This is a genomic window from Rubrivivax gelatinosus (assembly GCF_016583785.1).
Lineage (GTDB): Bacteria > Pseudomonadota > Gammaproteobacteria > Burkholderiales > Burkholderiaceae_C > Rubrivivax > Rubrivivax gelatinosus_B.
This window is the reverse complement of record NZ_NRRU01000012.1, coordinates 58,084-64,726: the sequence shown is the minus strand read 5'-3', so window position 1 is coordinate 64,726 and position 6,643 is coordinate 58,084. Positions and strand designations below refer to the sequence as shown.

At 69.4% G+C, this 6,643-nt stretch carries 9 protein-coding genes and 1 pseudogene; 3 read left to right on the top strand and 7 right to left on the bottom strand.

Going from position 1 to position 6,643, the window contains the following annotated elements; all coding sequences use genetic code 11:
- Positions 1-254: pseudogene (locus CKO43_RS05055) on the top strand (hypothetical protein); the annotation flags it as partial.
- Positions 255-295: 41 nt separating this feature from the next.
- On the opposite strand, the gene CKO43_RS05050 reads toward CKO43_RS05055, so the two are convergent.
- Positions 296-574: an RnfH family protein gene (locus tag CKO43_RS05050; protein ID WP_200378013.1), complete on the bottom strand. Its 279-nt coding sequence runs from the start codon at positions 572-574 to the stop codon at positions 296-298.
- A gap of 5 nt (positions 575-579) precedes the next feature.
- Complete coding sequence (locus CKO43_RS05045; RefSeq protein ID WP_200231249.1) at positions 580-1,032, bottom strand: type II toxin-antitoxin system RatA family toxin; 453 nt, start codon at positions 1,030-1,032, stop codon at positions 580-582.
- 44 nt (positions 1,033-1,076) lie between these two features.
- Here CKO43_RS05045 and smpB point away from each other — a divergent pair, with 44 nt between their 5' ends.
- Positions 1,077-1,544 carry an SsrA-binding protein SmpB gene (gene smpB / locus CKO43_RS05040; protein ID WP_200231248.1) on the top strand — a complete coding sequence of 156 codons (468 nt, stop codon included), beginning with the start codon at positions 1,077-1,079 and terminating at the stop codon, positions 1,542-1,544.
- A 103-nt stretch (positions 1,545-1,647) separates the two neighbouring features.
- A complete protein-coding gene (locus CKO43_RS05035; RefSeq protein WP_200378012.1) occupies positions 1,648-2,031 on the top strand; it encodes a VOC family protein in 384 nt (127 codons plus the stop codon).
- On the opposite strand, the gene CKO43_RS05030 is transcribed toward CKO43_RS05035, so the two are convergent.
- From CKO43_RS05030 to phaR, 5 genes are all read right to left on the bottom strand, one after another.
- On the bottom strand, positions 2,022-2,669 hold the full coding sequence (locus tag CKO43_RS05030; protein WP_200378011.1) for an AraC family transcriptional regulator: 648 nt from the start codon (positions 2,667-2,669) through the stop codon (positions 2,022-2,024). The genes CKO43_RS05035 and CKO43_RS05030 overlap by 10 nt on opposite strands.
- A gap of 23 nt (positions 2,670-2,692) precedes the next feature.
- Positions 2,693-3,847 carry a PLP-dependent transferase gene (locus CKO43_RS05025; RefSeq protein ID WP_200378010.1) on the bottom strand — a complete coding sequence of 385 codons (1,155 nt, stop codon included), beginning with the start codon at positions 3,845-3,847 and terminating at the stop codon, positions 2,693-2,695.
- A gap of 14 nt (positions 3,848-3,861) precedes the next feature.
- Entirely contained in the window at positions 3,862-5,289 is a 1,428-nt protein-coding gene (gene rimO, locus CKO43_RS05020) for a 30S ribosomal protein S12 methylthiotransferase RimO (RefSeq protein ID WP_200378009.1), read from the bottom strand.
- Positions 5,290-5,419: 130 nt separating this feature from the next.
- A complete protein-coding gene (locus tag CKO43_RS05015) occupies positions 5,420-5,938 on the bottom strand; it encodes a hypothetical protein (protein WP_200378008.1) in 519 nt (172 codons plus the stop codon).
- 166 nt (positions 5,939-6,104) lie between these two features.
- Positions 6,105-6,596: a polyhydroxyalkanoate synthesis repressor PhaR gene (gene phaR, locus CKO43_RS05010; RefSeq protein WP_200231243.1), complete on the bottom strand. Its 492-nt coding sequence runs from the start codon at positions 6,594-6,596 to the stop codon at positions 6,105-6,107.
- Between the last annotated feature and the right edge of the window lie 47 nt (positions 6,597-6,643).

Sequence of the window (6,643 nt, the reverse complement as noted above, 5' to 3'; positions counted from 1 at the left end):
CTGCAGCCCGGCGAGGTGGGAGCGCGCGCGCCGCCGACCAGGAGCAGCAGTCCAAGGCCAAGGCGGAGCAGGAGCGCGTCGCCCAGGCCAAGGCCGAGAACTGCCGGCGCGCGCGCTCCCACCTCGCCGGGCTGCAGAGCGGCCAGCGCATCGCGCGCCTGAACGACAAGGGTGAACGCGAGATCCTCGACGACAAGGGCCGCGCCGAAGAGTCGCGCCGCGCCGAAGAGATCATCGCCTCCGACTGCAGCTGAGGACTAGTCCTCGGCCCTCGCACGTGCCATCGCGCTCGGGCTCAGCCCGGTTGGCCGCCGCGATAACGCAGCCGGCGCGCTTCCTTAGGGTCGACCACCAGCGGCCGGTACAGCTCGATGCGGTCGTCTTCGCGCAACAGCGTCTGCAGCGGCCGCACGCGGCCCCAGATGCCGGCTTCGACCGTTTCCAGCTTCAGGGCGTGGCGCTCGAGCAGGCCGCTGGCGCGCAGTGCGTCGGCCAGCGTCGCGCCGTCGGCGACTTCGAGCGGCTGGCTGTCCACCCGGTGCGGTGCCGGGCAGTAGACGAGTTCGACACGCACGGCGTTCAGCGCGGGCCGTAGACCGATTCGGCGCGTTTGACGAAGGAGTCGACCAGGGTGTTGGCGATGCGGTCGAACACCGGGCTGACGACGAGCTCCAGCGCCTTGCCGGCAAAGGCGTAACGCAGGTCGAGCTCGACCTTGCAGGCCTGAGCCTCGCTGCCCGGGCGGCCGAGCGCCTGGAAGGCCCAGGTGCCTTCGAGCAGCGAGAACGGGCCGTCGACCAGCTTCATCAGCACCGACTCCGGCACCACGTTGCTGTTGCGGGTGGTGAACGCGTGTTTCACCCCCATATAGTGCATGCCCAGGCGTGCGGTGACGCCGTCGTCGTGCGTCTCCAGCACGTCGGCGCGGTCGCACCAGGGCAGGAACTGCGGGTAGCGGGGGACGTCCGTCACCAGGTCGTACATCTCCCTCGGGGAGTACCACAGCAGGACCGACTTCTTCACGTGCTTCATACAATGGTCTTCATTGTAGGGGGCCGCCCCTCGTCGACGACTCCATGGCCAACATCGCAGAAAACCGCCGCGCCCGCTTCGAGTACCACATCGAGGAGCAGTACGAAGCCGGCATGGTGCTGGCCGGCTGGGAGATCAAGGCCATCCGCGCCGGCCAGGTGCAGCTGACCGACGGCTACGTGCTGATCCGCGACGGCGAGCTCTTCCTGATCGGCTGCCGCATCAACGCGCTGCGCTCGGCGTCCACGCACGTCAGCCCCGAGGCCGACCGCACGAAGAAGCTGCTGATGAAGAAGGACGAGATCCGTCGTCTCGTCGGCAAGGTCGAGCAGAAGGGTTTCGCGCTCGTGCCGCTGAACCTGCACTACAAGGGCGGCCTGGTGAAGGCCGAGATCGCACTCGCCAAAGGCAAGGCCCAGCACGACAAGCGCAACACCGAGAAGGAGCGCGACTGGGAACGCGAGAAGGGCCGGCTGATGCGGCACAAGGTCTCGGGGCCGGCCAAGGACTGATCGGCACTTCACTCGCGACGGCCGGGCGCTGTCGGGTTTCTTCAAGACGCGGCTCGGCGCCGGGTCCAGACTGCGGGCCATCCATACGACACCGCAACCCGTCATGCCGCTTGCCTACACCATCCTCTACGTCGAAGACGTCGCCCGCAGCCTGGCCTTCTACCGCTCGGCCTTCGGCCTGGCGCTGAAGCTCCAGCACGAAGGCGGCGACTACGGCGAGCTCGACACCGGCTCGACCACGCTCGCCTTCTCGTCGCGGCGGCTGCTGGCGCAGCTGGGCCACCAGGCCCAGGCACCGCAGGCCGACGCACCCTGCTTCGAGATCGCCTTCACCACCGACGACGTCGCCGCGACGCTGCAGCAGGCGCTGGCCGCCGGCGCGCGCGGGGTGCAGGAGCCGCAGCAGATGCCTTGGGGCCAGACCGTGGCCTACGTCGCCGACCCCGACGGGTTCCGCGTCGAGATCTGCACGCCGATTCAGGCGTAACCGGGCTCGTCCAGCAGCACCAGCAGATCGGGCCGCCGGCGCAGCGCGCCCGGCGCCAGCCCGAACCAGGCGCGCAGGTCGCGGCTCAGGTGCGCCTGGTCGGCATAACCGTGCAACGCCGCCAGCTCGGCCAGCGGCACCGCCGCCACCAGCGCACGCGCGGCGCGGCGGGCGCGCGCCAGCCCGTGCCAGTAACGCGGCGGACGTCCCGTCGAGGCACGCAGCAGGCGCTCCAGCGTGCGTTCACCGACACCGAGCTGGCGTGCCGCCCGCTGCACGCCGCCGGCGGCCGCCAGCGCCTGCTGCGCCTCGTCCAGCCGCGGGTCCAGCCGCACGTGCTCGCCGATCAGCGCCAGCGCGTCGGCTTCGTCGCTGTCGGGGTGCGCCTGCAGCGCCGCGAGCAGCGCCGCCTCGGCTACGCAGGCGGCCGGCCGCAGCCGCAAGCCGAGAAAGCTGTCGCCGGCTTCGCTGCGCACCGCGTAGGCGCTGGCCGGCAGATCGGAGACGAACCAGACCGGCGCGGCAGCGCGTGGCCGCAGCAGGATCAAGTCGCGGCAGCCGTCGGGCATCACGGTGGCCTCGTGCGCCGACGAAGCTTCGGCCTGCCAGCGTGCGAGCAACGGCGCAGGCGTGGTCATCGGCCCTCGCCTGCTGCCGCGCGTCAGCGTGCCAGCGCCGCGAGCGCCTGCTCGAGGTCGGCCTTCAGGTCGGCCACCTCTTCCAGCCCGATCGAGAAGCGCACCACGCTGCCCTCGTAGGCCGGCTGCTCGCGCATGTAGCCCAGCTCGTAAGGCACGGCCAGGCTCATCGGCCCGGCCCAGGAAAAGCCGATGCCGAAGAGCTGCAGCGCGTCGACGAAGGCCGCCACCTGCGCGCTGCTGTAACGCGCGTCGACGACGACCGAGAACAGCCCGGCCGCGGCGCTGCAGGTCCGCTGCCAGTGTTCGTGGCCGGGTGCGCCGGGCAGCGCCGGGTGCAGCACACGCGTGAACTCGGGCCGGGTCGTGCACCAGGCCGCCAGTTCGCGCCCGGCGGCGTCGGCCGCGTGATACCGCAGCGACAGCGACGGCAGCGAGCGCAGCAGCGCCTCGGCGTCGTTGGCGCCGACGCCGTAGCCGAGACGGCCATGCGTCATGTGGATGCGTTCGGCGAGCGCGTCGTCGCGTGTCACGACCGAGCCCATCAGCACGTCGCCGCCGCCCGAGGGGTACTTGGTCAGCGCCTGCATCACGATGTCGGCGCCGAGATCGAAACCGCAGAACGCGATGCCGGCGCCCCAGGTGTTGTCCAGCGCCGTCGTCACGCCGCGTTCGCGGCAGACGGCGACCAGGGCCTGCAGGTCCGGGAACTCCATCGTCACCGAGCCCGGCGCCTCCAGCCAGACGAGCTTGGTCGCCGGGCCTATGGCCGCCGCCAGCGAGGCCGGGTCCATCGGATCGTAGAGCTTGTGGGTCATGCCCCAGGCGGCCAGTTCGCGCCGCGCCAGTTCACGGCTCGGGCCGTAGACGTTGTCCGGCAGCAGGATCTCGTCGCCGCTCCTCAGCAGCGCCATGTTCACGAGCGCGATCGCCGCCAGCCCGCTGGGCACCAGCACGCAGTGCGTGCCGCCTTCCAGCGTCGCGATGCGCTCTTCCAGCGTGAAGGTGGTCGGCGTGCCGTGCAGGCCGTAGGTGTAGCCGCTGCGATGGCGCCAGTCGCGTGCACGCATCGCGGCGACGTCGGGGAACAGCACCGTCGAGGCCTTGTGCACGCCGACCTGCGGCGCGTCGAATCCGGCCGGCGGCCGGTAGGGGTGGTGGATCAGCTTGGTGGTCATGGACGCTTCGGGGATCACAGGGCCATGGCGACGAGGTCGTGGCCTTCGGCGGCGACGATGCGCACGCGCGTGAACTCGCCGACCTTCAGCGTGCGCGAAGCCTTCTGCGGCGGCAGCAGGCGCACCGTGCCGTCGATCTCGGGCGCGTCGGCATAGCTGCGGCCGATGCCGCCCTTGCGCCCCAGCGCCGGCGCGTGGTCGACCAGCACCTGCATCGTCTGGCCGACGCGGCGCTGCAGCTTGGCCACCGACACCGCCTCGGCCAGTTCCATGAAACGCGCGCGGCGTTCCTCGCGCACGGCGTCGGGCAGCGCGCCCGGCAGCTCGTTGGCCGGAGCACCCGCCACCGGCGAATAGGCGAAGCAGCCGGCGCGGTCGATCTGGGCTTCGCGCACGAAGTCCAGCAGCGTCTCGAACTCGGTTTCGGTCTCGCCCGGGAAACCGGCGATGAAGGTCGAGCGCACCACCAGCTCCGGGCACAGCTCGCGCCAGCGCGCCAGGCGTTCCAGGTTGCGTTCGCCGCTGGCCGGGCGCTTCATGCGCCGGAGCACATCCGGGTGCGCGTGCTGGAACGGCACGTCCAGGTACGGCAGGATGCGGCCTTCGGCCATCAGCGGCAGCACGTCATCGACGTGCGGGTACGGGTAGACGTAATGCAGCCGCACCCAGGCGCCGTGCGCCTCGGCGAGTATCGCCAGTTGCTCGCACAGGTCGGCAAAACGGGTCTTCACCGGCCGGCCGTCCCAGAAACCGGTGCGGTACTGCACGTCGACACCGTAGGCGCCGGTGTCCTGGCTGACGACCAGCAGCTCCTTGACGCCGTTCTCGAACAGCGCCTGGGCCTCTTTCAGCACCTCGCCGACCGGGCGCGACACCAGGTCGCCGCGCATCGTCGGGATGATGCAGAAGCTGCAGCGGTGGTTGCAGCCTTCGCTGATCTTCAGGTAGGCGTAGTGGCGCGGCGTCAGCTTGATGCCGGCCTCGCCGCGGAACTCGGCGCGCGCCTCGGGCACCAGGTCGACGAAGGGGTCGTGCGGCTTGGGCACGTGGCGGTGCACCGCGTCCATCACCTCCTGCGTCGCGTGCGGGCCAGTGACGGCCAGCACCTTGGGGTGCACCTGCTGCACCATGTTGCCGCCGGCCTCGCCGGCGCGTGCGCCCAGGCAGCCGGTGACGATGACGCGGCCGTTCTCGGCCAGCGCCTCGCCTATCGTGTCCAGGCTCTCCCTGACGGCGTCGTCGATGAAGCCGCAGGTGTTGACGATGACGAGGTCGGCGCCGGCGAAGGTTCTGGAGGTGCGGTAGCCCTCGGCGGCGAGCTGGGTGAGGATCAGCTCGGAGTCGGTCAGCGCCTTGGGGCAGCCCAGCGAGGCGAATCCGATACGGGGGCCGAGCTTGGACGGTTCGGCACTGGCGGCATCGATGTAAGTCGTTGATTTCATTTCAATTCCGCCTGGCAGCTGGACTGATGATCCGGGGGCGGCATTCTAGGACAGGGTGTCAGATCACCCCTTCCGTGACCCGCCGTGGATCAGGCGCGACGAGTCGACGCCGCCATCGGCCAGGCTTCCGTCAACGAGCGAACATCGGCATGAACCCACCGTCGCTGTCGTCCTTCAACCGGAGTTCGCAGCCGCGGCTGGTGTGCAGTAATGGAATTACGCTGGGCTCGAACGTCGCGCCGCCGACGAGCGAATAGCGCTTGCCAGGCTCCAGTATGAGCTTCACCCGGATCGAGCAAGTACGGCCCGCCGACAGAGCCTCGTTGTAGTTCAGCAAGACCCACTCACCCGCCCGAACGTTCACGTATCCGTCCGGCTTCACGACGCGGCCTTGATGATCGAAGACCGGATACCAAGTCTTGCTCGGGTCGCTATCGAGCTGAATCCACACGGCAGCACTTTCACCGCCGGCGACATAGACACCGCTGCGCAACTGGGCGACTGCGCCCTCGGTTGGCGGCACGTACGGCATCTGGGGAGTTCCACATGCAGAAAGCGCAAGGACGGCAGCCACTGCGAAACCAATGGAGGCAAGGGGGAGTTTTAGCATTTGAGGAAGGCAATGCGTCGGACGTGAAATGGCGGGCATCGTTCGCTCGTATGCCCGTTACCACGTTAGGCGACCACATTGCACGACCACTGAAATGCCGAAGCGCCTCGATCGCGACAAAGCACTCGGCGCGAAGCAGCTGACAGCGGCGAAGTGACCCGCTCAAGCGCGCCAGACACCGGGCCGCAACGCGGCCCGCCAGATCTCAGCGCTTGCCCGGCGGGAAGCGGCCGAAAACCGCCATCTGGTCCTGCATCGCCTCGAAAACCGCACGCGATTGGTCGAGGTAGCCGGCCATCAGGTTCTGCAGCACCGGCGCCTGGCCGCCGACGAACTGCTTCTGCATCTCGACGAAGGCCTGCAGGTTCTGCTCGAGCATCGCGCCCATCGGCCCCTGCATCGCGCTGCCGTAGAAGCGGATGATCTGAGAGAGCATCGGCGTGCTGAAGGTCGGCACGCCGCCCGACTCTTCCTCGAGGATGATCTGCAGCAGGATGCTGCGCGTCAGGTCGTCGCCGCTCTTGGCGTCGCGGACTTCGAACTCCTCGCCCGCCAGCACCATGCGCTTGACGTCGGCCAGCGTGATGTAGCTGCTGCTGCGGGTGTCGTAGAGACGCCGGTTCGGATACTTCTTCAGCGTCCTCGGTCCGGGCGGGGCGTTGGCATCGGCGGCCGGTGCGCGGCGGGACGAAGGCATGCGGGCAATCCTGTCGGTGTGTCGTCAGCCCATTCTAGGAGCGGACC

Coding starts and splice junctions, on each gene's coding strand:
- CKO43_RS05045 (WP_200231249.1), bottom strand. CDS start 1,032: ATGAAGCACGTGAAGAAGTCGGTCCTGCTGTGGTACTCCCCGAGGGAG.
- smpB (WP_200231248.1), top strand. CDS start 1,077: ATGGCCAACATCGCAGAAAACCGCCGCGCCCGCTTCGAGTACCACATC.
- CKO43_RS05035 (WP_200378012.1), top strand. CDS start 1,648: ATGCCGCTTGCCTACACCATCCTCTACGTCGAAGACGTCGCCCGCAGC.
- CKO43_RS05030 (WP_200378011.1), bottom strand. CDS start 2,669: ATGACCACGCCTGCGCCGTTGCTCGCACGCTGGCAGGCCGAAGCTTCG.
- CKO43_RS05025 (WP_200378010.1), bottom strand. CDS start 3,847: ATGACCACCAAGCTGATCCACCACCCCTACCGGCCGCCGGCCGGATTC.
- rimO (WP_200378009.1), bottom strand. CDS start 5,289: ATGAAATCAACGACTTACATCGATGCCGCCAGTGCCGAACCGTCCAAG.
- CKO43_RS05015 (WP_200378008.1), bottom strand. CDS start 5,938: ATGCCCGCCATTTCACGTCCGACGCATTGCCTTCCTCAAATGCTAAAA.
- phaR (WP_200231243.1), bottom strand. CDS start 6,596: ATGCCTTCGTCCCGCCGCGCACCGGCCGCCGATGCCAACGCCCCGCCC.